The sequence below is a fragment of the Caballeronia sp. RCC_10 genome, assembly GCF_041360715.1.
GTDB classification, from domain to species: domain Bacteria; phylum Pseudomonadota; class Gammaproteobacteria; order Burkholderiales; family Burkholderiaceae; genus Caballeronia; species Caballeronia grimmiae.
The window spans coordinates 232,695-256,711 of sequence record NZ_JBFUPT010000002.1 but is presented as its reverse complement, the minus strand read 5'-3'; the positions used below and the strand labels follow the sequence as shown (position 1 = coordinate 256,711).

At 61.0% G+C, this 24,017-nt stretch carries 20 protein-coding genes; 14 read left to right on the top strand and 6 right to left on the bottom strand.

The genetic code is table 11. The annotated features are described in order from the left end of the window. Positions 1–247 precede the first annotated feature (247 nt). Complete coding sequence (locus AB6804_RS05675) at positions 248–955, top strand: flagellar brake protein (RefSeq protein ID WP_370885617.1); 708 nt, start codon at positions 248–250, stop codon at positions 953–955. A 17-nt stretch (positions 956–972) separates the two neighbouring features. Here AB6804_RS05675 and AB6804_RS05670 read toward each other — a convergent pair whose 3' ends face one another. After that, the gene (locus AB6804_RS05670) at positions 973–1,338 is read right to left on the bottom strand and encodes a VOC family protein (protein ID WP_370885616.1); all 366 of its coding nucleotides are present in this window, start codon (positions 1,336–1,338) and stop codon (positions 973–975) included. A 364-nt stretch (positions 1,339–1,702) separates the two neighbouring features. Between AB6804_RS05670 and AB6804_RS05665 the strand changes: the two genes are divergently transcribed. From AB6804_RS05665 to AB6804_RS05655, 3 genes are read left to right on the top strand one after another with little or no spacing between them, the layout of a single operon-like run. After that, positions 1,703–2,158, top strand: a complete 456-nt coding sequence (locus AB6804_RS05665) for a (2Fe-2S)-binding protein (RefSeq protein ID WP_370885615.1) — start codon at positions 1,703–1,705, stop codon at positions 2,156–2,158. 1 nt (position 2,159) lies between these two features. Further along, the gene (locus AB6804_RS05660; RefSeq protein ID WP_370885614.1) at positions 2,160–4,394 is read left to right on the top strand and encodes a molybdopterin cofactor-binding domain-containing protein; all 2,235 of its coding nucleotides are present in this window, start codon (positions 2,160–2,162) and stop codon (positions 4,392–4,394) included. Positions 4,395–4,405: 11 nt separating this feature from the next. Then, positions 4,406–5,701, top strand: coding sequence for a c-type cytochrome (locus AB6804_RS05655; protein ID WP_370885613.1), 1,296 nt, complete (start codon positions 4,406–4,408; stop codon positions 5,699–5,701). 30 nt (positions 5,702–5,731) lie between these two features. Here AB6804_RS05655 and AB6804_RS05650 read toward each other — a convergent pair whose 3' ends face one another. Next, complete coding sequence (locus tag AB6804_RS05650) at positions 5,732–6,001, bottom strand: DUF1488 family protein (RefSeq protein ID WP_035969024.1); 270 nt, start codon at positions 5,999–6,001, stop codon at positions 5,732–5,734. Here AB6804_RS05650 and AB6804_RS05645 point away from each other — a divergent pair. Beyond that, positions 6,000–6,668 (top strand): DUF3331 domain-containing protein, encoded by a 669-nt coding sequence (locus AB6804_RS05645; RefSeq protein WP_370885612.1) that lies wholly within the window; start codon positions 6,000–6,002, stop codon positions 6,666–6,668. The two genes, AB6804_RS05650 and AB6804_RS05645, sit on opposite strands and share 2 nt — an antisense overlap. A gap of 32 nt (positions 6,669–6,700) precedes the next feature. Here AB6804_RS05645 and AB6804_RS05640 read toward each other — a convergent pair whose 3' ends face one another. Both AB6804_RS05640 and AB6804_RS05635 read right to left on the bottom strand, forming a co-directional pair. After that, the gene (locus AB6804_RS05640; RefSeq protein ID WP_370885611.1) at positions 6,701–8,137 is read right to left on the bottom strand and encodes an amidase; all 1,437 of its coding nucleotides are present in this window, start codon (positions 8,135–8,137) and stop codon (positions 6,701–6,703) included. 58 nt (positions 8,138–8,195) lie between these two features. Continuing rightward, positions 8,196–8,903: a YceH family protein gene (locus AB6804_RS05635; protein WP_370885610.1), complete on the bottom strand. Its 708-nt coding sequence runs from the start codon at positions 8,901–8,903 to the stop codon at positions 8,196–8,198. A gap of 400 nt (positions 8,904–9,303) precedes the next feature. Here AB6804_RS05635 and AB6804_RS05630 point away from each other — a divergent pair, with 400 nt between their 5' ends. Both AB6804_RS05630 and AB6804_RS05625 read left to right on the top strand, forming a co-directional pair. Further along, positions 9,304–10,776 carry a circularly permuted type 2 ATP-grasp protein gene (locus tag AB6804_RS05630; protein WP_370885609.1) on the top strand — a complete coding sequence of 491 codons (1,473 nt, stop codon included), beginning with the start codon at positions 9,304–9,306 and terminating at the stop codon, positions 10,774–10,776. 56 nt (positions 10,777–10,832) lie between these two features. Further along, a complete protein-coding gene (locus tag AB6804_RS05625) occupies positions 10,833–11,861 on the top strand; it encodes an alpha-E domain-containing protein (RefSeq protein ID WP_370885608.1) in 1,029 nt (342 codons plus the stop codon). Between the two features lie 8 nt (positions 11,862–11,869). On the opposite strand, the gene AB6804_RS05620 is transcribed toward AB6804_RS05625, so the two are convergent. Further along, positions 11,870–12,931, bottom strand: a complete 1,062-nt coding sequence (locus AB6804_RS05620) for a putative zinc-binding metallopeptidase (protein ID WP_035969036.1) — start codon at positions 12,929–12,931, stop codon at positions 11,870–11,872. Positions 12,932–13,062: 131 nt separating this feature from the next. Here AB6804_RS05620 and AB6804_RS05615 point away from each other — a divergent pair, with 131 nt between their 5' ends. The 3 genes from AB6804_RS05615 to AB6804_RS05605 are packed head-to-tail and all read left to right on the top strand — an operon-like array spanning position 13,063 to position 20,024. Continuing rightward, complete coding sequence (locus tag AB6804_RS05615) at positions 13,063–16,494, top strand: DUF2126 domain-containing protein (protein WP_370885607.1); 3,432 nt, start codon at positions 13,063–13,065, stop codon at positions 16,492–16,494. A 42-nt stretch (positions 16,495–16,536) separates the two neighbouring features. Beyond that, complete coding sequence (locus AB6804_RS05610) at positions 16,537–19,119, top strand: circularly permuted type 2 ATP-grasp protein (RefSeq protein WP_370885606.1); 2,583 nt, start codon at positions 16,537–16,539, stop codon at positions 19,117–19,119. Continuing rightward, positions 19,116–20,024 (top strand): transglutaminase N-terminal domain-containing protein, encoded by a 909-nt coding sequence (locus AB6804_RS05605; RefSeq protein WP_370885605.1) that lies wholly within the window; start codon positions 19,116–19,118, stop codon positions 20,022–20,024. The genes AB6804_RS05610 and AB6804_RS05605 overlap by 4 nt, the downstream gene beginning before the upstream one ends. Positions 20,025–20,045: 21 nt before the next feature. Here the strand turns inward: AB6804_RS05605 and AB6804_RS05600 are convergent, their stop codons facing one another. After that, complete coding sequence (locus AB6804_RS05600) at positions 20,046–20,798, bottom strand: FadR/GntR family transcriptional regulator (RefSeq protein ID WP_370885604.1); 753 nt, start codon at positions 20,796–20,798, stop codon at positions 20,046–20,048. A gap of 136 nt (positions 20,799–20,934) precedes the next feature. On the opposite strand from AB6804_RS05600, the gene AB6804_RS05595 reads away from it, so the two are divergent. The 4 genes from AB6804_RS05595 to AB6804_RS05580 all read left to right on the top strand — a co-directional run bounded on the left by AB6804_RS05595 (position 20,935) and on the right by AB6804_RS05580 (position 24,013). Beyond that, complete coding sequence (locus AB6804_RS05595) at positions 20,935–21,783, top strand: NAD-dependent epimerase/dehydratase family protein (protein WP_370885603.1); 849 nt, start codon at positions 20,935–20,937, stop codon at positions 21,781–21,783. A 121-nt stretch (positions 21,784–21,904) separates the two neighbouring features. Then, complete coding sequence (locus AB6804_RS05590) at positions 21,905–22,651, top strand: amino acid ABC transporter permease (protein WP_370885602.1); 747 nt, start codon at positions 21,905–21,907, stop codon at positions 22,649–22,651. After that, positions 22,648–23,301 carry an amino acid ABC transporter permease gene (locus AB6804_RS05585; RefSeq protein WP_035969045.1) on the top strand — a complete coding sequence of 218 codons (654 nt, stop codon included), beginning with the start codon at positions 22,648–22,650 and terminating at the stop codon, positions 23,299–23,301. The genes AB6804_RS05590 and AB6804_RS05585 overlap by 4 nt, the downstream gene beginning before the upstream one ends. Then, a complete protein-coding gene (locus AB6804_RS05580; RefSeq protein WP_370885601.1) occupies positions 23,285–24,013 on the top strand; it encodes an amino acid ABC transporter ATP-binding protein in 729 nt (242 codons plus the stop codon). Before AB6804_RS05585 ends, AB6804_RS05580 begins: the two co-directional genes overlap by 17 nt. Positions 24,014–24,017 lie beyond the last annotated feature (4 nt).

Here is a 24,017-nt window from a genome sequence, read left to right as displayed (position 1 = left end):
GTGCGGTGGGTGCGTTACGGTAGCGCAACAGAAAACAGAACAGGTCAGTTGCGCCATGAACCTTGTCAAAGTTGCCCCGCACGAACTAAAGATTGGAACGCCCCTGCCTTTCGCGGTGTACTCCGCAACCGGCAAATTGCTTCTCACGCGAGGCTATTGCGTGCGATCGGAAAGCCAGCGTGACAGAATCCTCACGGCAGGCGGATTCCGCGACGACGCTGCGCCAGCGGATCGTACCGAAGCGCCCATGCCTGCGCCCGTCAACCTGCTCATCTCGACCGCGAAGCATGACGCTCCCGCACGAGAAAGCGCCAGCCCGGTGACGAGCATTACACGAACCTTGCCCAAGGTGATCGACGCGATGCAGTTGTCGATTGTCGGACACACGCACGCGCCCTTGCAAACCGATTACGTCGGCTCGATCGCCGGACAAGCGCTTCTATTTACCGCCACGACCGGACACGAGCTGTTCGAACCGGGTGTGGAAGTCGAGTGCAAGGCGCTGCGCGGCCGAAAGGTTTATATGTTCCGCAGTACGGTCATCGGGCGAAGCGAGCTGCCAGTAAGACTCGTCTATCTCGCGCAGCCCGACACCGTGCATACGCATATCGTGCGAAAGCATGTGCGTGTATCGACGGAACTGTCAGGCAGGCTCATTCGAAACGACTGTATCGCAGCGGGCTTCGACGTCACCGTCGTCAACGTAAGTCTTGGCGGCGTGGCATTGAGCGCAACCGATGTCATCGTGAACGTCGGCGAGCACTTCAAGCTCTCGCTGCGGCTGCGCGCAGACGGAAAGCTGCACGCAGTCGTGTTGAACTGCATCGCGCGCAGTCTCCGGCATGTCGACGGTGCGGTGCTCGTCGGTGTCGAGTTCAGCAATCGCACTCCGGACATAACGGCTCTGCTCAGAGCACATCTGTTCGAAATGGCGACGGGCAGCGGGGCTGACTGAATGGGAATGGTGGCCGCTTAGAACGGCACTTCGCCGACATGCCATAGCACGCCCGAAGGATCGAATACAAATCCGACCTTCATGCCCCAGCTTTGCATGGCAGGCGGACGCGCTGCGTTCACTTGAAAGCGGCCAGCGAGCGCTTCCGGGTTCATCTGCTGCCACCATGCGTCCACGTCTCTCACCAACAACTGCAACATGCAGTGTTCAGCGAACTCCTTCACGTAGTAGTTCTGCAGGATGAAGCTGAAGCTCTCGGCTTTGAGCATCGCGATCTCGCCGTCCTCATGCGTGATGCGAAAACCGAGTGCCTGATAAAAGCGCTTCGACACGTCGAAATCTTTCGCAGGCACGAATGGCCGCAGGGAGAGAAGTTGGCTCATCGTTCGGATGGGGGACGAGTGGAGGAGCGAAGAGTGTAATCGACGTCTGTCTCTTTCTTGCGCAACTAACTGTCTTCCGCATCAACCCACTATATAAACGACGAGTGAATTCATCGCGATTCAGGCTTTGCATTGAACTGTCGCTGGTCTTCAAGGCCATCGTCATGTCAGCTTGATTTTTTGAGCGGCGCTACAATCCCGAAGCCTTGCAATGCACAGCCGCCGGTGCCATCGCGTCAAGCGGCGGTCGAACTGATATCGACTCAAGCCCGCGACGCATGTCACCGTCAGGCCGTTGGCCGCCGTCTACGCGGCCAACCAATTGCGCTACCGCTTTAGTCAACGCACAAGCCCGGAGCCGCTCATGACCACGCTTTCCATCAATGGCCAGTCTCATACCGTCGATGCGCCGCCCGATATGCCGCTGCTTTGGGTGCTTCGCGATATCGTCGGCCTGACTGGCACCAAGTTTGGCTGCGGCATTGCGCAATGCGGCGCTTGCACCGTGCATCTCGATGGCGTCGCCGTGCGCTCTTGCGTGCTGCCAATCGCGGCTATCGGCGATCGGAAGGTCACGACGATCGAAGCCGTCGGCGAAACGCCTGCGGGCAAGAAAGTGCAAATGGCATGGAATCAACTCGACGTCGTGCAGTGCGGCTATTGCCAGTCGGGGCAGGTCATGTCGGCGGCTGCCTTGATCGCGACCGTTCCCCATCCGACCGACGCGGACATCGACTCTGCAATGGCCGGCAACATCTGCCGCTGCGGAACCTATAACCGCATTCGTGCGGCGATCAAGCAAGCAGCCAAGGAGGCGTGAGATGTCGCGAGGATTACTCGAAGCGGGACGCCATCACGCTTCTACAGGCTTTTCGCGCCGGTCGTTCCTTAAGTTCGGATTGACAGCGAGCGTTACCGCGAGCGGCGGATTTCTTATTGGCTTTAGCGTGCCGGCTGCGAGTCAGGATCAGGGAAAAGGCAAGTCCGTCATTGGCGGCGATGGAATAGAGACGCCGCAAGACGGTGTCTTCGCGCCCAATGCTTTCGTGCAGATCGACAAGAGCGGCAAGGTCGTGCTGATCATGCCGAAAGTGGAAATGGGCCAGGGCGTCTATACCGCATTGCCGATGCTGATTGCAGAAGAACTCGAAGTGCCGCTGGATAGCGTGACGATCGATCATGCGCCGCCCAATGAGAAATTGTTCATGGACCCGCTGTTGGGTGGGCAATTAACGGGCGGTTCCACATCCGTTCGCTATGCATGGGAACCGATGCGCAAGGCGGGCGCCGCCGCGCGCATGATGCTGGTTTCGGCAGCCGCGCAGCAATGGCAATGCGATGCGTCGACATGTCGTGCAGAGAACGGCAAGGTCATTCATGCAGCGGACGGCCGCAGCGCAAGCTATGGCGAGCTTGCGCAAGCGGCAGCGAATGTGCCGGTGCCTCAGGATATCAAGCTGAAAGACCCGAAAGACTTTCGCATCATCGGCACGCCGGTCAAGCGCCTCGATTCGCCCGAAAAATCCAATGGCACAGCGGTCTTCGGCCTCGATGTCCGTTTGCCCGGAATGGTCTATGCGGTCATCGTGAACTGTCCGGTATTCGGCGGCACGCTCGCCTCTGTCGACGACACCCACGCCAAGAAAATTCCGGGCGTGCGTCAGGTCATCAAGTTCGATAACGGCGTCGCCGTAGTAGGCGACCACACATGGGCCGCCAAACGCGGGGCCGCGGCGCTCGCGATTCAATGGAACGAAGGCGCGGGCGCGAACGTATCGACTCAAACGCTTTTCGATGAGATGGTGAAGGCATCGCAGAAATCAGGCGCGGTCGCGCGCAAGGACGGCGATGTAGGCAAAGGCTTCGCCAATGCCAAGACACGGGTCGATGCCGTATATCAACAGCCGCTGCTCGCGCACGCAACGATGGAGCCCGTCAATTGCACGGTGCATGTGCGGCCCGATGGATGCGATATCTGGATCGGCACGCAGGTGCCGACGCGCGTTCAAGGCGCGGGCGTTCAGGCGACCGGATTGCCGCCCGAGAAGGTCGTCGTGCATAACCATCTGTTGGGCGGCGGCTTCGGCAGACGGCTCGAATACGATATGGCGACGCAAGCGCTCAAGATCGGCAAACAGCTCGGCGTGCCAGTGAAGGTGACTTATTCGCGCGAGGAAGACATACAGCACGACATGTATCGTCCGTGCTATTACGACAAGCTCTCTGCGGCGCTCGACGCAAACGGAAAGCCGATCGCGTGGACGCATCGCATCGTGGGATCGTCCGTGCTTGCACGATTCGCGCCGCCTGCGGTGAAGGACGGACTCGATCCTGACGCGATCGAAGTTGCAGCCGACCTTCCCTATGACTTGCCCAATCAGGTAGTCGATTACGTGCGTCAGGAACCGCGCCATGTGCCGACTGCGTTCTGGCGCGGTGTCGGGCCTACGCGAGGGACGTTCGTCGTCGAAAGCTTTATCGATGAACTCGCGGCGCAGGCGAAGATCGATCCGGTTCAATACCGGCGCGACTTGCTAGGCAAGACGCCGCGTGCACGAAACGTACTGGATGTCGCGACGCAAGCGGCAGGCTGGGGCAAGCAATCCATGCCGCAAGGGCAGGGACGCGGAGTATCGGTGATGCACGCGTTCGGCAGTTACTTCGCGATGGTCGCGGACGTCACGGTCGACAAGGAAGGCGGCGTGAGAGTGAATCGCGTCGTATGCGCGGTGGACTGCGGCATGGTGGTGAATCCGAATACAGTGGAAGCGCAGGTGCAGGGCGGCATCATCTTCGGCATCACCGGGGCGCTTTACGGTGAGATCACCATCAAGAATGGCCGCGTCGAACAAAGCAACTTCACCGACTACCGCATGCTGCGCATCGATGAAACGCCGCCTATCGAAGTGCATATCGTCAAGAGCAGTGAAGCGCCGGGTGGTATCGGCGAACCCGGTACAGCCGCGCTGGCCCCTGCCATCACGAACGCCATTCACGCAGCAACCGGCAAGCGGCTAAGGCAATTGCCCGTCGGTTATCAATTGCGCAGCGCCTGAGGAGGCCAGTCATGACAAACATGTTCACGCCTCTCAAGGTGACGCTCGCCGCAGCGGGCGTTGCGCTTGCAATGGTTCCGCTGATCGCGCGTGCCGATGCCGCCAGCGATGCGCTCGTCTCGCGAGGCGCTTATCTGGCCAAAGCCGGCGATTGCATCGCCTGCCATACCGCGCCGCGCGGCAAGCCAATGGCAGGCGGCTTGCCGATGACGACACCGCTCGGCGCGATCTACACCACGAACATCACACCGGACCCGGATACGGGAATCGGCCGTTATAGTCAGGACGACTTCTCGCGTGCGGTGCGTGAAGGCGTTGCAAAGGACGGCCACAATCTCTATCCCGCGATGCCTTACCCGTCCTATGCCAAGATAAGCGACGCGGACATGCAGGCGCTTTATGCTTATTTCATGCATGGGGTATCGCCTGTCAGGCAAGCGAATCGTGAGCCCGGCATGAAATGGCCGCTCAATATGCGCTGGCCGCTCAAGATCTGGAACGCGTTCTTTCTCGACAAGGGCGTCTATAAGGACAAGGCCAACCAGGATGTCGCGTGGAACCGCGGTGCTTATCTGACGCAAGGCTTGGGACACTGCGGCGCGTGTCATACGCCGCGTGGCATTGCGTTCCAGGAAAAGGCACTCGATGAAAGCGGCGGCGCCTATCTGACCGGAGGCTTGCTCGATAACTGGTTCGGCTCGAACTTGACCGGCGATCACAACACCGGACTCGGACGATGGTCCGAGCAAGAGGTCGCGACGTTCCTCAAAACGGGCGCGAATGCGCATGCGACGGCGTTCGGTTCGATGACGAGCGTCGTCAACAACAGCACGCAAGCGCTCAGCGACAGCGACGTTGCCGCAATGGCGCGCTATCTGAAGTCGCTGCCGGCGGCTGGCGGCAATGGCAACCCGCCTTATTCATATGATCCCAAGGCAAGCAAGGTGTCGTTGACACGGCCCGCTCCGGCTGAATCCGGCGCGCGCGTGTATGCGGCGTTCTGCATGCACTGCCACGGCGTCGACGGTCGCGGGTTCGCACCCATGCTCGCGCCGCTCGCCGGCAACTCCAACGTGCTGGAGAAAGATTCGTCGTCCCTGATCAACGTAACGCTGAACGGCACCGAAGATCTCGTGATTCAGGGCGTGCCCGCGCCTTATCCGATGCCGCGCTATGCGCCGGTACTGAATGATCAGCAGATAGCCGACGTCGTGACCTTCATTCGCGGTGCATGGAACAACAACATGCCGGCGGTAAACGTCGAAGACGTGGCGAAGATGCGGAAGTCGACGGAAGCGGCGCGTTGAGGCGCGCCGTTTTTTCCGATTCGAAGGCGCTCAGGAAGAAAAATCCATGACGTCGAGGTGAATCGAGTTCGACGGATGGGCCAGAAATTTCCGGTGCACGCGGGCGCTGATGCGCTCATAACCGTCGCTCAACGCTTTCAATAGGCGCTCGTCGCTGGCCCCGGCGGGCGCCCAGAAACATTGCTCCAGTGCCTTGCGGGTGATGTTGCATTGGATTTCCCGTTCGCGCGTGAAGGCGACGAAGCTGACCGAAGCGCGGTCCGCCGATATAGTGGCATTGATCGAGAGCTTGCTGGTCATGATTCGACAGGAGTGTCCGGTTCGCTTTATTTTATTTTGTCAGAATTCAGCGTTTTTGCGCATCCTTCTTGCAGCGCGTAACGTGCGCCAGCGGGCATACGCGCAACGAACAGTGTGCGTGGTAATTAAACGATCGTTCGTAAAAGCTGCTCTGAAATTATCTTCGCTAGCCGAGCTTCGACAAAACGCGGGCAAGAAAACGAAACGAGACTTGCTCAGGTGTACTACTCTAAGAACCGTCACCGAAGCCGATCCGCAGGGAGAAACCATGAGGCATGCGTCGCTGATGGACCCGTGGAGTTGCACCCTCGCCATGCTGGACGACAGAGCGAGCCGTGGCGTTCGCTCGAACGATATTCATGGCAGCCGCAATGACGCTCAATGTGCGCGTTCGGTCAATATCCGGCTCGTGGAGCGTTTGAGCGAGTCGACACTTGCACTATCGTGGCACGACCCGACATCATTCAATTACTCCGAGCAAGTCTGGGCGCTTTGCACTGCACGCAAGCGGGGCGTATGCGTGCTGAGTGGCGAGACGATTCGGCGCGGGCAACCTGTGTATCGGCCAAGACGCGTAGGCAGTTGTGTGCCGCTCAATAGCGGAGCGATGATTCTTGCCTTTGCGCTTGCACCGTGGGATCAGGATACGCACTCGGAGCCGGAGTGACGCATGGCCGATCGCGCTTTTCTAGCGTGAATTCAATCAAGTAACGTACTCCGCACGCGCGAATAGCCGCTTGCACGATCATAAGCCAGTCCCATCTGCATGACGGCCAGATCCATCTGAGCAGGACCGATAATCTGCAATCCGGCCGGCAAGCCATTCGCCCCGAAGCCGGCCGGGGCGCATAGCGCGGGCAAGGAAGCCATCGTCGCCGCAACGACCGCTTCCATCCAGCGATGATAGGTATCCATTTCACGGCCGCCTATGTTGGTGGGCCAGTGGAGTGTTGCATCGAAAGGAAAGACTTGCGTTGCAGGCATGACGAGAAAATCGAAGCGCGTAAAGAGCGCGTTCAACGTCTGATACCACGAGGACCTGTCGCGTGCGGCGCGCGACACGTCTTCGCCCGACAAGCGCAAGCCGCGTTCAATCTCCCATACCGCCTCGGGCTTCAGCTGCGCCCGCTTCGCGTCGTCGCGGTAAAGCGGCGCATTCGTTCCCGCGAACGTAAAGCTGCGCAGATCGAGCCACGCTTGCCACAACCGTTCGAAATCGAAAGGCACGTGAACCGGTTCGACGATGCAACCCGCGGCCTCGAAATGCTTTAACGCGGACGCGCATGTATCGGCCAGGCCCGCTTCCATCGGCAAGTGGCCGTCGAGATCGCCGAGCCATCCAATACGAACGCCGCACATATCGCGTTCTAGCGAACGCGCGAATGCGGCGGGGGCGTCGCTTCGGCGCGAGAGTGGTGCGCGCGCGTCGAAGCCCGCCTGCGTCGAGAGCAACAGGCCGAGGTCTTCGACCGTGCGCGCGATGGGACCGACGACGCTGAACTGCTGGAAGAAGACATCGTCGGCTGGCGCATACGGCACGCATCCCGGCGACGTGCGGAAGCCGAACACGTTGTTGAATGCAGCGGGCGTGCGAAGCGAGCCCATCATGTCCGATCCATCGGCGAAGGGCAGCATGCGCAGCGCGACGGCGACTGCAGCGCCTCCGCTGCTTCCGCCTGCCGAGCGCGAGGGGTCGAACGCATTGCGCGTCGTGCCATAGACGGGGTTATAGGTGTGCCCGCCCAGACCGAATTCCGGCGAATTCGTGCGCCCGATAAAGATCGATCCCGCGCGACGCATGCGCTCGTACACGATGGCGTCTGTTTGACTGATCTCGCCCGCATAGATTGGGGAGCCTTTAGTCGTCACCATACCGGCGACGGGCAAGATGTCCTTGGGCGCTTGCGGAAATCCGTGCAAAGGTCCAAGACTCTCGCCGCGCGCGAGCTGTTCGTCGCGTTGTCTTGCCTGGCCGATGAGCGCATCGCGATCCTGCATCGCGACGATCGCATTGACTTGCGGATTGAAGCGCTCGATTTGAGCGAGATAAGCCTGCATGACTTCGACGCACGATACATCGCGCGTCTGAATGGCTTTCGATAGTGCGACCGCTTCGAGTGCAACGATATCGTTCATCGCGTTAGTCTGTTGGTAGCGCGTTGAGCTGCGTCGAATAAGGGCTCAAGAAGGCCTGTCACGCTTCCGACGATGGCTTCTCGAACGTCACGCCCAGTTCATTCGCCATGCGTTCCACCATGGCGCGTAATTCCGCGACTTCATGCACGAGGCGCTTCTGTTCAGCCTTGAGCGCCTCGAATTCGGATGGCGCATAGCTTTCACCGGCATCGGCCTGACGCACAGGCATGTCGCTCACACTCACTGCGCCACACAGAAGGTGCATCCAGCGGCTTTCCCGTTCTCCGGGCGTGCGCGGCAGTTTGACGACGCGCGGCGGATCGTTCGTGGCGAGTTCATCGAGAAAGCTTTCGACAGACGATATATCCGCGAAGCCATGCAGCCGCGCGCTGTTAGCGCGCAATTCGGCGGCCGTTTGCGGGCCGCGCAGAAAGAGCGTCGCGAGCAACGCAACGGATTGACTCGGCACGCCAAGCACGCGGTTGATGTTGTGCTCGAAACGCGGCACGCGGCTGCTGCTGCCCTCGAACACGAGAGAAAGGCGCTTGAGGCCGTCGATGGTCGTCAGCACTTCGTCCTCGGTGACATTCATCACCGGTGAACGCGCGGTCTTCTGATTGCAGCCGGCGATAAGAGAATTCAGCGATAGCGGATAGGTGTCGGGGACGGTCTGCTGCTTTTCAACGAGGACGCCGAGCACGCGCGCCTCCAGCGGTGTCAATTCACGCAAGGCGGGGCGAGGTGCGGCTTCGGAAGGTGTATTCATCGTGTCCAGGGATCGTGCGTTTAGATCCCTATCATACCGGCGTGGCGACGCTTAACATTGGAACGCGCACCATCGTGCGGCATGGACGTGCGCTGCCTGGTGTGCAGATGCTTCAAATACCGCGCTGTTTCGGTGCAGTGGAGCGTAGGACGGGCCAAAAGGCTGACATGGCATCGATGTTGCTCTTGTTGCATTGGCACTGGGCCGCCCGCGCAATTGAAGCCGACGCAATACGGCATCGCGCTTAGAGGTCGCCTAAGGAAAACCGCATGTCGGCATGGTGCATGATTGCATCAGGCTTGCCGCGCCGTTAGGCTCTTCGATCATTGCGAGTGCAACCAGATTGAGTAGATAAGAGAGGGATCACGATCCCGGCCCGCACTGATAGGGAAGTCCGCCCATGACGCAAGCATTCTTCAACGAGATGTTCGAGCGCAATACTTTGGAGGTGCGCGGCGTGCCTCCATCGGCGTTTCGGGGTGTCGGCGATCCGCGCACGCATTATCGCGAGTTCCTTGACTGGCTGAGCGCGCAAAGCGAGCAGCAAATCGATCTGAAGCGAGCGGAAGCGGACCTGAATTTCCGCCGCGTCGGCATTACATTCGCCGTTTATGGCACGAGTGATCTTCCCGGCATCATCCCTGAGCGAACCATTCCATTCGACGTCATTCCGCGCATTTTTCCCGCAGACGAATGGAGGGCGCTGGAACGCGGTCTCAGGCAGCGCGTCAACGCGCTGAATCGTTTCATTCACGACATCTATCACGATCAGGACATCGTCCGCGCGGGCATCATTCCCGAAGCGCAGATCGTCGGCAACGCGCAGTATCGGCCGCAGATGCGCGGTGTCGACGTGGCGCGCGATATTTATGCGCATATCGCCGGCATCGATATCGTGCGTGCGGGGCAGGGCGAGTTCTACGTGCTCGAAGATAACCTGCGCGTGCCGTCTGGCGTGTCGTACATGCTGGAAAACCGCAAGATGATGATGCGGCTCTTTCCCGATCTCTTTGCGCGCAATCGCGTGGCGCCGGTCGCGCACTATCCCGACTTGTTGCTCGATACCTTGCGCGCCGCGGCGCCTGCCGGCGCGGACAACCCCAATGTCGTCGTGATGACGCCGGGCATGTACAACTCCGCGTACTTCGAGCATGCGTTTCTGGCGCAGCAGATGGGCGTTGAACTGGTGGAGGGGCAAGACTTGTTCGTCGATGGCGGTTACGTCTATATGCGCACGACGCAAGGGCCGCAGCGTGTGGACGTTATCTATCGCCGCATCGACGATGACTTTCTCGATCCACTCGTGTTTCGCCCGGACTCCGCTTTAGGCGTTGCGGGGCTGATTTCCGCTTATCGCGCGGGCAAGGTGTCGCTTTGCAATGCGGTAGGCACGGGCATCGCGGATGACAAGTCCATTTATCCGTATGTCCCGGACATGGTGCGCTTTTATCTCGGTGAAGAGCCGATACTGAACAACGTGCCCACATGGATGTGCCGCAAGCCCGATGATCTGAAGTACGTGCTCGCGCATCTGCCCGAACTGGTCGTCAAGGAGACGCACGGCGCGGGCGGATATGGAATGCTTGTCGGACCGGCATCGACAACGGCGCAGATCGAAGAATTCCGCGCCGTGCTCGAAGCCAATCCCGAGAAGTACATCGCGCAGCCGACGCTTGCGCTTTCCACTTGCCCTACTTACGTCGAGACGGGCATCGCGCCGCGCCACATCGACTTGCGACCGTTCGTCTTGTCCGGAACCGAAGTGCGGATGGTTCCTGGCGGCCTGACGCGCGTTGCGTTGCGAGAAGGCTCGCTCGTCGTCAACTCGTCACAAGGCGGGGGCACCAAGGACACGTGGGTGTTGGAACGCTAAGAACACTAAGGCGCTGAAGGGCGGATGGACCACCAAGACACAAAGCGAGAAAACCCATGCTAAGCCGCACCGCGGATCATCTCTTCTGGATGGCGCGTTATACCGAGCGCGCCGAGAACACCGCGCGCATGCTCGACGCAAACTATCAACTCTCGCTCTTGCCGCAATCGGACGAATACGCGGAACTCGGCTGGCGCGCAATGCTGTCGATCTCCGAGTTGAGCGGCACTTACTCGGCGGCGCATCACGGGATGAAGAGCCGGGAGGTCATTGACTTCATGGCGCGCGACATGATGAATCCGTCGTCGATTCTCAGTTGCCTGCGCGCCGCGCGCGAAAATGCACGCGCGGTCCGCAGCTCGACGAACAGCGAACTGTGGGAAACGCTCAATACGACATGGCTCGATGGTCAGCGCATGCTTGCCGATGGCATTCTCGATCGCGAGCCGTATACGTTCTTTGAATGGGTGAAGTTCCGCTCGCACTTGTCGCGCGGCGTTCAGCTCGGCACGCTCGTCAAGGACGATGCGTTCTATTTCATGCGGCTGGGCACGTTCATCGAACGTGCGGACAACACGGCGCGCATCCTCGACGTCAAGTTCGAGATGATGGAGCAGCGAGCCGACACATCCGCGCAGCCCTTCGACTATCACCATTGGACAGCGGTGCTCGGTTCGGTATCCGGCTTCGAGGTTTATCGCAGGGTATATCGCGATGTCATCACACCGGAGCGCGTCGCCGGCTTGCTGATTCTTTATCGTGACTGGCCGCGTTCGATGGCCGCGAGCATCGCGGAAGTCCAAGAACTGATCGCGCGAGTCACGAAAGGCCGCCAATCGGACGCCGCACATTTAGCCGCGCAGTTGAGTGCGGAACTAAAGAACGGCGACATCGGCGCGATCCTGCAAGGCGATCTGCACGCCTATCTCGTTCACTTTCTTGCGCGAGTGAATGATCTCGCCAGTCAGATCAGCCGCGAGTTCCTGCTGCCTATCGCACCGGAAACGACAGAGGCACCGCAAGCGCCGGCGTCTTCGCCGACGCCGACACAGTCGCAGTCACAATCGCAAAGCTCGTCGAGTTGAACGTGCTCTTAGCGCCTGGCCGCCGCCGCCACGACACGATGCACGAAACGCAATTTGTCGATCACGGGCGGCGCAAGCGCGAACGGATAACCGTCCGGCATGCCGAGACTGCGGTTCAGGCTGTTCAGTACGTACGTGAGCGGAAACCAGCGCGTCATGAGGTTATCGAACGTAGTCTCTTCGATAGGCGTTTGATCGGTGAGCGTCGGTTCATTCGGACTGTCCGGCACCAGCACGAGACCGCAGGACACGGCCGTATCGAGCGTATCGACGATATGCAGATAATGCGCCCACGTCTCCGCCCAGTCTTCCCAGGGGTGCATCGTTGCATACGCGCTGATGTAGTTGTCGGCCCAGTTGGGCGGCGGACCTTCCTTGTAATGGCGGTCGAGCGCCGCGGAATAGTCTTGCTGTTCGTCGCCGAAAGCGGTGCGAAACGCCTTGACGCGCGGCGTATCCGCGATCAGGCGATCGAAGAAATAGTGCCCTGTTTCATGGCGGAAATGGCCAAGCAGCGTGCGATACGGTTCGTGAAGCGAAGAGCGGACCTTCTCGCGATGGGCGTCGTCGGCCTCGGCAATGTTCAGCGTAATGAGGCCATTGTCATGGCCTGTCATCACGCCTTTGCCTTCCGCATCGGCTTCGAGGAACTGAAATTCGAGCCCATGCTCCGGATCTTCCTGACGAGACTTTACATCCAGGCCGAGCTCGTCGAGCGTGTAAAGCAGACGACGCTTCGCGTTCTCGAGCCGATACCAGTAGAGACGGTTGTTGGGCTGCGTGAGATTGGGGATAGTGCTCGTCAACTGACAGGAACAGCACAACGTATCGTCGGAGTCCGCAGGAATGACCCAGTTGCAGACATTCTCCACGGAATAGTTGTGACAGGGCTTATAGAACGAATCTTGAGCGAGCGGATGCAGGCTTTTCCAGCGGCCGTCTTCATTCTCCTCGAAGGCGCTGATCTGGCTCAACTCGGGCACAAACCCGAGCCGTGCGCCGCATTTTTCGCAGTGCGTGTTTTCGAAGAACACGAGTTGATTGCATCGATTGCAATGGAAGGTCTTCATGTTGGGGACCGGAAGGAGGGATCGGGCCGAATATTGCGCGGTGGGCCAGCGCGATGGTTGCAAGGAGCGTGCCGCTCGCCCGGCAATGCCCCAGCCCGCTAACAGAAAGAGAACTGATCGAGGAGTTGCGTGTGTCTATTCGCGTCGCGTTGAACCATGTCACGCATTACCACTATGACCGCCTTGTCGGCCTCTCGCCGCAAGTGGTGCGCTTGCGGCCGGCACCGCATTGCCGTACGCCAGTGCTTTCGTATTCGTTGCGCGTCGAGCCGGAAGAGCACTTCATCAACTGGCAGCAGGATGCGTTCGCGAACTATCAGGCGCGGCTCGTTTTCCCCGAGAAAACACGGGAATTCAAGGTGATGGTCGATCTCGTCGCGGAGATGGCCGTCTACAACCCATTCGATTTCTTTCTCGAACCGTCTGCGGAAACGTTTCCCTTCAGCTATGCGCCGGATCTACGGCACGACCTCGCGCCTTACATGATCAAGCGTGAGTTGACGCCGCGCTTTGCGGCATTTATCGAGAGCATCGACCGGTCGTCGGCACATCCTACGGTGGACTTTCTCGTCGAACTGAATCAACGCCTGTCGCAGGACATTCGCTATCTGATTCGCATGGAGCCGGGCGTGCAGACGCCGGAGGAGACGCTTGCGCGCGCCGCAGGATCATGCCGCGATTCAGGGTGGCTGCTCGTGGAAACGCTGCGGCATCTGGGGCTGGCGGCGCGTTTCGTATCGGGCTATCTGCTGCAACTCGCGCCCGACACGAAATCGCTCGATGGTCCGAGCGGCACGGAAGTCGATTTCACCGACTTGCACGCCTGGTGCGAAGTATTCCTGCCTGGCGCAGGCTGGATCGGCTTCGATCCGACTTCGGGACTGCTTGCGGGCGAGGGGCATATCCCCGTTGCCTGTACGCCGGAACCGGACAGCGCAGCGCCGGTGTCCGGCGCCGTCGAAAAGTGCGAAGTCGAGTTCAGTCACGCGATGTCGATCGAACGCGTGCTCGAAACACCGCGCGTCACGAAACCCTATAGCGAGGAGGAATGGGATGCGGTGCTGCGCATGGGGGCGCAAGTGGATGCGCAACTCGATGCCTCGGACGTACGCCTGACGATGGGCGGCGAGCCGACCTACGTCTCGGTACGCGATCGCGATGCACCGGAATGGAACACCGACGCGCTCGGGCCGACCAAGCGCGCGTACGCTGTCTCGCTGATGAACAAGCTGCGCGCGCAGTATGGCGATGGCGGCTTTCTGCACATCGGTCAAGGCAAGTGGTATCCGGGCGAGCAGTTGCCGCGCTGGGCGTTGTCGCTTTACTGGCGCGCGGATGGCGAGCCATGCTGGACCAACCCCGCGCTTTTCGCCGACGAAAGGCATCCGGCGAACTACACATCCGACGACGCCGCCTGTTTCATCGAGCATCTCGCCGGCAAGCTGTCATTGAATTCTGAATTCATTCAGCCCGGCTATGAAGACACGTGGTACTACCTGTGGCGCGAACGCCGGCTGCCCGTCAACGTCGATCCTTTCGACTCGCGCCTCGACGATGAACTGGAGCGCGTGCGCCTGCGCCGCGTCTTCGATGCGGGTTTGCCATCGGTGATCGGCTATGCGTTGCCGATTGCGCGCGTCGAAGCCGATGCCGCGCGTCCGGCGCGATGGACGAGCGGCCCGTGGTTTCTGCGCGACGAGCGCATGTACCTCGTCCCGGGCGATTCCCCGATGGGTTACCGCTTGCCCCTCGATTCCCTGCCGTGGGTGTCGGAAGGCGACTACCCGTGGCAACACGAGCACGATCCGTTCGCGCCATCGGTCCCGCTGCGACGGGCTGCCGAGCTTCGCGTGCAATACGCGGATGTGAATGCGGCATCCGGCATGCAGCATTCAAAAGACCGCATGCAAGCGGATTCGACAACGGCGAACACCGAGCGCATGCCGGCGCATGGCGAATCGGCCGCATGGGTCGCGCGCACGGCGGTGTGCGTCGAAGCACGCGATCCCGCGCGCGCCGCGGGCCCCAAGGCCGAAGCGCAGGCGTTGGAGAAGGGCGGCCAGGGCAGCAAGCTGATTCATGTCTTCATGCCGCCGCTGACGGGTATCGACGATTACCTGGACTTGCTCGCCGCCGTCGAAGCGACTGCGGCAGAGCTTCAGATTCCCGTCATCGTCGAAGGCTATCCGCCGCCGCGCGATGCGCGGCTGAAAGTGCTGCAAGTCACGCCCGATCCCGGCGTGATCGAAGTGAACATTCATCCGGCGTCGAACTGGAAGGAGCTCGTCGATCACACCGAGTTTCTCTACAACGCAGCGCACGAGTCGTATCTGAGTCCCGAAAAGTTCATGCTCGATGGCCGGCACACCGGAACGGGCGGCGGCAATCACTTCGTGCTCGGCGGCGCCACGCCGCCCGACAGTCCGTTCCTGCGACGCCCCGATCTGCTCGCGAGCCTCATCGCGTACTGGCACAACCATCCGTCGCTGTCGATGCTGTTCTCGGGTCTATTCATCGGCCCCACGAGTCAGGCGCCGCGCGTCGACGAGGCGCGCAACGATCAGGTCTACGAACTCGAGATTGCATTCGCGGAACTTCAGCGACAGATCGACCTGCTCGGCGGGCGCGACAGCGCGGCCGTGCCGCCGTGGCTCATCGATCGCATTCTGCGCAACATTCTGATCGACGTGACGGGCAACACGCATCGCGCGGAATTTTGTATCGACAAGTTGTATTCACCGGACGGTTCGACCGGCCGGCTCGGGCTGCTCGAACTGCGCGGCTTCGAGATGCCGCCGCATGCGCGCATGAGTCTCGTGCAGCAGTTGTTGTTGCGTGCGCTCGTCGCCCGGTTCTGGCAAACGCCGTACACCGCGCGCCTCACGCGCTGGGGCACGGAATTGCATGACCGCTTCATGCTCAGCACTTTCGTGCAGATGGACTTCGACGACGTGCTGACCGACCTGCGCGACGCGGGCTTCCCATTGGAGCGCAACTGGTTCGATCCGCATTTTGAATTCCGTTTTCCGCTCGTGGGTGAATACGATACGAACGGCCTCTCGCTCAGCATCCGCAATGCGCTCGAGCCGTGGCATGTGCTGGGCGAGACGGGGGCCATCGGCGGCACGGTGCGTTACGTCGACTCATCCGTGGAGCGGCTCGAAGTGCGTGTCATCGGCATGAACGATAACCGCCATGTGGTGACCGTCAACGGCAAGCGGCTGCCGCTGCAATCGACGGGGCGTGTGAGCGAATACGTCGCGGGCGTGCGCTTTCGTGCGTGGAGTCAGGCGCAATCGCTGCATCCGACAATCGACGCCCATGCGCCGCTCACGTTCGATATCGTCGATACCTGGACAGGGCGCTCGATCGGCGGCTGCCAGTATCATGTGGCGCATCCGGGCGGGCGAAACTATGCGACGTTCCCCGTCAACGCCTATGAAGCGGAAAGCCGCCGGCGAGCACGCTTCTTCGCGAGCGGCCATACGCCGGGACGCGTGGCGACGGAGCCGCTGGAACGCAGTATCGAGTTTCCGTTCACACTCGACATGCGCCGTCTTTGAACATAACGAACAGCGCACGCATACGACACGGAAGAGACGACCTTGGCGTTTCAATCGACACTGCCGTTCGATGCGACGGCCTCGCGCATCGACCCGCTCACGCTATTGCGTGCGTTGCCCGCTCGCGAAGGCCGCTGGGACGAATTGCGCGATGCATCGGGACACTTGCGCGAGCCGTGGCGTCACTTCTTCGAGCTGCTGGGCGAACAGGGCATCGCGCGTCTCGACGATAACGTCGCCGCAGTCGCGCAACAGGTCCGCGACAACGACATCACATATAACGTCTATGCCGATAACGGCGAGCCGCGAGCATGGTCGCTCGATCTGCTGCCGCTCGTGATCGACGAGGACGAATGGGCCGCCATCGAACGCGGCGTGGCGCAGCGCGCGCGTCTGATGGAGGCCATCGTCGCGGATGTCTATGGTCCTCAAACGCTCCTTCAGCGCGGGCTTCTACCGGGTGCGCTCGTGTTCGGGCATCCTGGTTATCTGCGTTCGGTGAAGGGCTTCGTGCCGCCGAACGGGCGCTTCCTGCAGATCGTCGCGGTCGATCTCGCGCGATCGCCATCGGGTGCATGGACGGTGATCGCGCATCGCACGGAAGCGCCTTCCGGACTGGGCTATGCGCTGGAGAACCGGCTGATCGTCGCCAGCCTCTTCACCGAGCCTTTCCGTGCGATGCGCGTAAGCCGCCTCGCATCGATGTATTCGCAACTCGTGGCCACGCTCGCGCAAGCGGCACGCGCGACGATGCGCGACGACGAAGCCGATCGCAACGATGCGCCGCACATTGCGTTGCTGAGTCCGGGCCCTTTCAGCGAGACCTATTTCGAGCATGTGTTTCTCGCGCGCTATCTCGGTGTGACGCTCGTCGAAGGCAAGGACCTCACGGTGCGTCAGGACAAGCTCTACCTCAAGACGCTTGCAGGGCTCTCGCGTGTGCATGCCGTGCTGCGCCGTCTCGACGATGCGTTCTGCGACCCGGTCGAACTGCGCGCGGATTCGAGCATCGGCGTGCCCGGTCTTTTGCAGGTGATGCGTGCGGGCAACGTGGCGATATCGAACGTGCCGGGCGCGGGCTTCGCCGAATCGCCGGCGTTCAATGCGTTCTTGCCCGGCATCGCCGATGCGTTGCTCGATGAGACGCTAGAACTGCCGACGGTCCCCACATGGTGGTGCGGCGAAGAGGCGGCCCGCCGTGAAGCGTTCGAACAGATCGATGCCGCGTTGCTCGTGCCGACGTGGCCGGGTGTGCAGGCGGATCATGTGCCCGGCATCGAAGCGGGCCTGCAGCAGCTTGCGCAATGGCGCGAGCGTATCGAGAATGCGCCCGATGGGTTCACGGTGCAGGAGAACTTGCCTTTCTCGTGCGCGCCGCGCTTTCACGATGGCGCGCTCGGCGCGCGTCCATGCGTATTGCGCGCCTACGCGATCGCCGATATCGACGGGACATGGCGCGTCATGCCCGGAGGCTTCACGCGCCTTGCAGCCGATCAACGTGCGACGGTATCCATGCAGTTCGGCGGCAGTAGCGTCGATACGTGGGTGCTGTCGAGCCATGCCGTACCGGCCGCGCCGCTGCGCCCTTCGATGCAGCCCGGTGATCTGCGCAAGCATCGCATCGTATCGAGCCGTGCCGCAGAGAATCTTTTCTGGGCAGGACGCTATGGCGAACGCGCGGAAAACAACGTGCGCCTGTGCCGCCTGTTGCTCGGTTCACTCGATACGAGCGACGCCGATGCGATGTTCAGCACGCTCGTCGAACTTGCGACGCAATGCGGACTCATCCCGTCGATCGACACGCTCGCACGCAGTTCGCCGCATGCGTTCGAGCGTATGCTCGTTGCGGGGCTCGCGGAGCATGCGACGGCAACGAGCATCGGCGGCAACCTCGCGGATCAGACGCGCGCATGCGGCGAGATACGCGACAGGCTTTCGACCGATCACTGGCGCACCATCCTCGCATCGCGCAACGACTTTCGCGATGCGCTTGCGCGTCTCGGCCTGGCATCGCCGGAAGCGGGCGCCGATTATGACCGCGTGATGCTCGCCGGCGCGCTCGAACATCTTGCGACGCAGCTCCTTGCGATCAGCGGCGCGCAAGGCGATCGCATGACGCGCGATCAGGCATGGCGGCTCATTTTCATCGGGCGAATGATCGAACGCGTATCGACGATGGCGACGTTTCTGCGCGTCGCCGCCGAGCACAACACGCTCGGTTTGCCTGCGGGCTTCGATCTGCTATTGCAGCTCTTCGATAGCACGCTGACGTATCGCTCGCTTTATCCGGGGCGCATCGAAGTGCCTGCGCTCATCGATCTGATCGTGGTGGACCGGACCAATCCACGCGGACTCTATGGCGTCTATGCACGCCTGTGTGCGAAGCTCGATGAGATAGCCGCTGCGGCGGGCGGGAGGCGACACGGAAGTTTCTCTGGAATCCTCAGCGAACTGGATGCGTTGCCTCAACTCGAAGCGCTTTGCGAAACGGGCGACGACGGCCGCCATGTCAATCTCGTCCGCCTATGCAACTCGATGATCGCATCGGTGAGCGCCGCGTCGAGCGAGATCAGCGCGCGTTATTTCAGTCATGCAAACCCGCTTGCTGCGCAGGTTTCATCATGAACGCGACGCTCGACGCCAGCGATAAATCCACGACGCTTGCAGTCACCCATCGCACGACCTATCGTTATTCGACGCCTGTCGAAATCGCGCAGCATCTGGCGACCATTCGTCCGTTGCATTGTCCGTGGCAGCAGGTGATCGCGCATACGGAGCGCATCGAACCGCCGCCGTCGTACGTGCACAGCCGTGTCGATGCATTCGGCAACGACGTGCTTTACTTCTCGCTCGATGCGCCGCACGAACGCCTTTCGATGACGAGCGAAACCACGGTGCGTCTGAGTCCGCGCTGGAACAAGCTCGATCCGAACGCGACGCCATCGTGGGAAGAAGTCGCGCACAGGCTGCGTTTTTGCGCGGGCGCGGCTTTCGTGGCGGAGAGCGAGTACTGCTATGCGTCGCCCAACATCGTGATGAACGAAGCACTGCGCGATTACGCACGAGCGAGCTTCACGAAGGGCACGCCGCTGATTGCGGGCGCTATCGACCTCATGCATCGCATTCATGCCGACTTCGAATACCGGCCCTTGTCGACGGCATTCGACACGCCGGCCACGCGCGCCTTCGAACTCAAACACGGCGTATGTCAGGATTTCGCGCAAGTGATGATCGGATGTCTGCGCGCTCTGGGTCTGCCTGCGCGCTATGTCAGCGGCTATTTGCGCAACGATCCGCCGCCGGGCCATCCACGCCTGATAGGCGCGGATGCCTCGCATGCGTGGATTTCACTGCATTGCCCGCAAAGCGGATGGATCGACCTCGATCCCACTAACGATGTCCTTGCCGATCTCGATCACGTGACATTAGCGACGGGCCGCGATTACAGCGACGTCTCCTTGTTGCGCGGCATGATATTGGGCGGCGGTTCGCATCATGTCGATGTGGCGGTGAATGTGCTCGCACTGTGAGCACCTCGTACCGGTGACGAGTCAGCTCTGCGCGCGTCGCAGTCGCTCCCTGCTGTTGATGAGATGCAGACGCATCGCGGTGCGGGCCGAATCGGCGTCGTTGCGCTCGATCGCGTCCGCGATCTGCTCGTGCTCGCGATTCACGCGCAGCAGATAGTCGGCGTACTCGTCGTGCGGAATCGCCGTGGCCGTCAGCCGCGTGCGCGGAAACATGCGCAAGCCGAGATGCTCCATGATTTCGACGAAATAGCGATTGCCCGTCGCGTGCGCGATCTCGAGATGGAAGCGAAAGTCCGGTGAGACCGTGTCTGCTGCGGTGTCCACGCTGCCCGCGAAATCGTCGAGCGCGGCGCGCATCTTCACGAGCCTCGCGGCATCGCTGCGCATGGCCGCAAGGCCTGCGGATTCGGTCTCCAGACTGATGCGCAATTCGAGGATCGCGAGCGCATCCATCGAGCCGGCGACATCGGCGGGATCGAGTTGCAAAAGCGGTGTTGCCGCCGCTTCACACACGAACGTGCCGATGCCATGCCGCGTCTCCACGAGCCCCGCTGCCTGCAACCGCGACAAGGCTTCGCGCACGACAGTCCGGCTCACGCCGTAGCGTTGCACCATCTCGGCTTCCGTCGCAATCCTGCTACCCGCCGATAGCGCGTGCGATTCGATCTGCGCGCGCAGCGCATCGACGAGTTGTGTCGTCAGACTGCGCCGCGCACCGGGCGCGTGTGATATCGCTGCATTGGCGAAGACAAACGAGTCGGGCGGTGGCGTCACGGCGCTCCTGTGTGGTTTTGACAAGCGTTGACAAAACGTCCGGTAAGTGATGATATGCGCCATGTTGTGATATGACAACGTACAAGAAACGCGCGCAGGGTAATCCCTAGTCGTGAATGCAGGAGACAAAATTCGCATGGCATACCAAACAGACGCGCCGGGGCAAGGCGACGGCTTTACACGCTTGCTGCTGACGGGCGCCGCGGGCGGCATCGGCAAGGCAATCCGGCATCGCGTGGCCGAGTTCGCACAAGGCATTCGAATCTCGGATTTGCCGGGCGCGATCTCGAACGACGCCGCGCCGCACGAGGAAGTCGTGCCCTGCGATCTCGCAGACCGCCAGGCAGTGGACGCACTCGTTGCCGGTTGCGATGCGATCGTTCATCTCGGGGGCGTATCGGTGGAGCGGCCCTTCGAGGAAATTCTGGAAGCGAACATCAAGGGCGTCCTTCACCTCTACGAAGCGGCGCGCCGTCATGGCGTGAAGCGCATCGTGTTCGCGAGCTCGAACCACGTCACCGGGTTCTATCGGCAGGACGAACGGATCGATGCCAGCGCGCGCAAGCGGCCCGATGGCTACTACGGACTGTCGAAGTCTTTCGGCGAAGACATGGCCCAGTTGTACTTCGACCGGTACGGCATCGAGACCGTGAGCATTCGCATCGGCTCGGTTTTTCCGGAGCCGAAGGACCGCCGCATGATGGCGACGTGGATGAGCTACGACGACTTCCACAACCTCCTGCGGCGCTCGCTTTTTACGCCGGACGTGGGGCACACGATCGTGTTCGGGATGTCCGCGAACGCATACACCTGGTGGGACAACCGCGAGGCCGCGCATCTGGGATTCACGCCGCGAGACTCGTCCGAGCAGTTCCGCGCCAAGGTGGAAGCGACGCCGCCTCCCGCCGCCGACGACCCGGTCGCCGTCCTTCAAGGCGGCGCATTCACGACGATCGGGCCGTTCGATCCGCTGCCGCCGGTTTAATGCATGCCGCATGCAACATGCTGAATGCCATCTTGCGTAGTCAGTCGTCATACGTCAACTACGCTCGATTGGCATAGCTGGCCGAACCGAAGTCTGCGCCCTGTCAAAGGACATCGCTGCCATGTTTTCTCTCGACTTCTCTCCTTTGCTGCCGTACTGGCCGACGTTCCTTCTGGGTGCTTGGCTCACGCTCAAGATGACGTGCGTGGCCGTGTTCTTCGGCCTGATACTCGGCATGGCCGTGGCCTTCGCCAAACGCGCGAAAGTACCCGTCGTGTCGCGCCTTTGCATCGTTTATGTCGAGGCCGTGCGCAACACGCCGTTTCTCGTGCAAATCTTCCTGCTGTACTTCGGGCTGGCGAGCATCGGCTTGCGCATGCCGACCTTTGCGGCTGCCGCGCTCGCGATGACCATCAACATCGGCGCTTACGCAGCCGAGATCATTCGCGCCGGTCTTGAATCGGTGCCTCGCGGACAGATCGAAGCCGCCGAATGTCTTGGACTGCCGAAATGGCGTATCGGCTGGCATGTGATGCTGCAGCCGTCGATCGAAAAGGTGTATCCGGCACTCACCAGCCAGTTTTTGCTGATGATGCAAGCCTCCGCGATTGCCTCGCAGATATCGGCTGAAGAACTCACGGCCGTCGCGAACACAGTGCAATCCGATACGTTCCGCTCACTGGAAACTTACATCGTGGTGGCCGCGCTCTATCTCGCGCTGTCCTTGCTCATCAAACTCATTGCGTGGGCCATCGGCGAGCATGTGTTCAAGCGCCGCCGCGCGATCCGCCTTGCGGCCAAACGTGCGGGCAAGACGCCGCCGGATCAGCAACGCATCGATACGGTCATTCCCGGAGGCGCGTCATGAGCGGCGGATTCACATACTCTCATCTCGTCTATCTGGTGCAATCCATCGGCTGGACGCTCGTGCTGTCCGCGCTTGCCTTCGTGCTCGGCGGAATAGGCGGCTTCGCGGTGATGCTCGCGCGCATCTCGCCGCGCCGGTGGCTCGCGCGGGCGGCGCTCGTGTTCATCGAAGCGATTCAAGGCATCCCGTTGCTGATTCTGTTGTTCATCGTGTACTTCGGGCTGTCGGTCTATGGCTATCAAGTGCCCGCCCTCGTCGCGGCAGGCATGGCGTTGATGGTCTATTCGAGCGCCTATCTCGGCGATATCTGGCGCGGCTGTATCGAAGCGATGCCAAAGCCGCAATGGGAAGCCGCTGAGTGCCTCTCGCTGTCGCGCTGGCAAAGCCTGCGGCTCGTGATCATTCCGCAGGCCATGCGCCTCGCCTTGCCGCCGACGGTCGGCTTTCTCGTGCAGCTCATCAAGATGACGTCGCTTGCTTCGGTGATCGGCTTCATCGAATTGACGCGTGCGGGCCAGATCATCAACAACTCGATCTTCCAGCCATTCCTCATCTTCGGATTGGTCGGCGTGTTCTATTTCCTGCTGTGCTATCCGCTCTCGCGCTGGAGCCAATCGATGGAGAACAAGCTCAATGTCAGCAATCGTTAAGGTCGACGATATTCACAAGAGCTTCGGCTCCAATCACGTGCTCAAGGGTGTTTCCTTCGAGGTCAACAAGGGCGAGATGATTGCTGTGATCGGCGCGAGCGGCTCCGGCAAGAGCACTGCGTTGCGCTGCATCGACCGGCTGGAGACCGTGGATCAGGGGCAAATCGAAGTGTGCGGCATTCGCGTCGACGATCCCAAGGTCGATTTGCATCACTTGAGACGCGAAGTCGGCATCGTATTTCAAAGCTATAACCTGTTCCCGCACCTGACGGTCGAAGAGAACATCATGCTCGCGTTGCGGCACGTGAAAAAAATGCCGCGCGAAGAAGCGCGGCGCATCGCGTTGAACGTGCTGGAGCAAGTGGGACTCGGGCCAAAGGCCGATGCGTATCCCGAACAGTTATCGGGCGGACAGCAACAGCGCGTGGCGATTGCGCGTTCGCTTGCCATGTCGCCCAAGGTCATGCTGTTCGACGAAGTGACCTCCGCACTCGACCCGCAACTCACGGGCGAAGTGCTGCGCGTAATGGAGGACCTCGCGGCTGACGGCATGACGATGCTGCTCGTCACGCATGAAATGGCCTTCGCTAAGCGCGTGGCGGATCGCATCATCTATATGCATCACGGCAAGGTCTGGGAGGTGGGCGATGGCGGCATGCTCGACGCCCCGCGCACGCCCGAACTGCGGGCGTTCCTCGATAACGGTCTTTAATCGG

Excerpts from the sequence above, each read along its gene's own strand:
- AB6804_RS05675 (WP_370885617.1), top strand. The coding sequence starts at position 248 with ATGCCTGCGCCCGTCAACCTGCTCATCTCGACCGCGAAGCATGACGCT.
- AB6804_RS05670 (WP_370885616.1), bottom strand. The coding sequence starts at position 1,338 with ATGAGCCAACTTCTCTCCCTGCGGCCATTCGTGCCTGCGAAAGATTTC.
- AB6804_RS05665 (WP_370885615.1), top strand. The coding sequence starts at position 1,703 with ATGACCACGCTTTCCATCAATGGCCAGTCTCATACCGTCGATGCGCCG.
- AB6804_RS05660 (WP_370885614.1), top strand. The coding sequence starts at position 2,160 with ATGTCGCGAGGATTACTCGAAGCGGGACGCCATCACGCTTCTACAGGC.
- AB6804_RS05655 (WP_370885613.1), top strand. The coding sequence starts at position 4,406 with ATGACAAACATGTTCACGCCTCTCAAGGTGACGCTCGCCGCAGCGGGC.
- AB6804_RS05645 (WP_370885612.1), top strand. The coding sequence starts at position 6,000 with ATGATTCGACAGGAGTGTCCGGTTCGCTTTATTTTATTTTGTCAGAAT.
- AB6804_RS05650 (WP_035969024.1), bottom strand. The coding sequence starts at position 6,001 with ATGACCAGCAAGCTCTCGATCAATGCCACTATATCGGCGGACCGCGCT.
- AB6804_RS05640 (WP_370885611.1), bottom strand. The coding sequence starts at position 8,137 with ATGAACGATATCGTTGCACTCGAAGCGGTCGCACTATCGAAAGCCATT.
- AB6804_RS05635 (WP_370885610.1), bottom strand. The coding sequence starts at position 8,903 with ATGAATACACCTTCCGAAGCCGCACCTCGCCCCGCCTTGCGTGAATTG.
- AB6804_RS05630 (WP_370885609.1), top strand. The coding sequence starts at position 9,304 with ATGACGCAAGCATTCTTCAACGAGATGTTCGAGCGCAATACTTTGGAG.
- AB6804_RS05625 (WP_370885608.1), top strand. The coding sequence starts at position 10,833 with ATGCTAAGCCGCACCGCGGATCATCTCTTCTGGATGGCGCGTTATACC.
- AB6804_RS05620 (WP_035969036.1), bottom strand. The coding sequence starts at position 12,931 with ATGAAGACCTTCCATTGCAATCGATGCAATCAACTCGTGTTCTTCGAA.
- AB6804_RS05605 (WP_370885605.1), top strand. The coding sequence starts at position 19,116 with ATGAACGCGACGCTCGACGCCAGCGATAAATCCACGACGCTTGCAGTC.
- AB6804_RS05595 (WP_370885603.1), top strand. The coding sequence starts at position 20,935 with ATGGCATACCAAACAGACGCGCCGGGGCAAGGCGACGGCTTTACACGC.
- AB6804_RS05590 (WP_370885602.1), top strand. The coding sequence starts at position 21,905 with ATGTTTTCTCTCGACTTCTCTCCTTTGCTGCCGTACTGGCCGACGTTC.
- AB6804_RS05585 (WP_035969045.1), top strand. The coding sequence starts at position 22,648 with ATGAGCGGCGGATTCACATACTCTCATCTCGTCTATCTGGTGCAATCC.
- AB6804_RS05580 (WP_370885601.1), top strand. The coding sequence starts at position 23,285 with ATGTCAGCAATCGTTAAGGTCGACGATATTCACAAGAGCTTCGGCTCC.